The organism is Streptomyces capoamus, assembly GCF_014654935.1.
GTDB lineage: Bacteria > Actinomycetota > Actinomycetes > Streptomycetales > Streptomycetaceae > Streptomyces > Streptomyces capoamus.
In genome coordinates, this window is sequence record NZ_BNBF01000003.1 from 450,873 (window position 1) to 452,406 (window position 1,534).

Here is a 1,534-nt window from a genome sequence, read left to right on the forward strand (position 1 = left end):
GACCCACCTGAGCCACCCGGCGACATCACGAGTTCGACCTCAGTGACTACACGAAGGCCCTGCGCTCACTGCCGACGTGAAAGGGTCATCGTCGCCCAAGCGGTGGTATGGCCAGCACAGTTGCAGGTCTCGGGACGCGATCCGCCCGTGATACCAGAAGGGCCGTGGACGAGCGCCGAGCCCGCGTTGCCACCAGGGGCGCTGTGGCCCAGCTGTGGCCCGGTTGGCCCGCGACCGGCGGGGCGCTAGGCCCGGGAGACGATCCGGGTCAACCACTACGGCTCCGACGCCCGCCCGCCGGTACGTCCTTCAGCCCGAGCGTGGCGGTGAAGTCGCCGTCGCCGGGGACGTCGTGCACCGTCCTGATCGGGCGGGTGCCCGCGATGTAGGAGAAGGTCGTGGCCCCCTTGCTGTCCGGATTGCGCGTACCTGCCGGCGCGATGCGGGGACGCCCTCGGAAGCGGTACCGGTCAGTGCTGCCAGTAGTCACAGGTCGGGGGCCCGGTGAAGGGCCGCAGGTCGGCGACCACTCGCGCGAACGGGTCCGACAACGCCACCGCCCTCTTCCCGGAGTGCACTCCCGTGACCTGCGGTACGTACCGACATTCAACGAGCCCGCCGACCTGCGGTGGGGGTCCGACCGGCTGCGGCGCACGCTCGACGCCGGCGACGACCCGTCGATGCTGTGCGCCGCGCCCGCCCCGCCCCGCCGTGGGCGGGGCAGGCGGGTCAGCGATCGCCGGTGGGGTCCTGCAGGACGCCGGCGCTGTCCGGGCCGACGGGGGCCAGCGGCGGTGCCTCGGCGGCGGCAAGGCTTTCCCGGGCCGCGGCGACGACCGCGTCCGCGGTGAGCCCGAACTTCTCGTACAGCACGGTGTAGGCCGCGCTGGCGCCGTAGTGGTCAAGGCCGACGATGCGGCCGGCGTCGCCGACGAACTCCCGCCAGCCCATGGGCACGCCGGCCTCGACGCTCACCCGGGCGCGCACCGCAGGCGGCAGCACCTGCTCGCGGTAGGCCCGGTCCTGAGCCGCGAACCACTCCCAGCACGGCAGTGACACGACCCTCGTCGGGATGCCGTCGGCCTCCAGCCTCTCGCGGGCGGCGACGGCGATCTGCACCTCGCTTCCGGTGCCCATCAGAATGACCTCAGGACTGCCGCCGGAGGCTTCGGCCAGCACGTAGCCGCCCCGGGCGACGCCCTCGGCCGATGCGAATTCTGTGCGGTCGAAGACGGGCAGGTTCTGCCGGGACAGGGCGAGTCCGGCCGGGCGGTCGTTGTGCTCGAGGATGGTGCGCCAGGCCACCGCGGTCTCGTTGGCGTCGGCGGGGCGGACGAAGTCCAGGCCGGGGATGGCCCGCAGCGCCGCGTAGTGCTCGATGGGCTGGTGGGTGGGGCCGTCCTCGCCCAGCCCGATGGAGTCGTGCGTCCACACGTAGGTGACCGGGAGCTGCATGAGCGCGGCCAGCCGCACCGCACCGCGCATGTAGTCGGAGAATGTGAGGAACGTGCCGCCGTACACGCGGGTCCCGCCG

The 1,534-nt window shown here is 72.8% G+C and carries 1 pseudogene; it reads right to left on the minus strand.

Features of this window, described 5'->3' with window-relative positions:
- Window positions 1–729: 729 nt before the first annotated feature.
- A pseudogene (locus tag IE312_RS39215) lies at window positions 730–1,534 on the minus strand (transketolase-like TK C-terminal-containing protein); the annotation flags it as partial.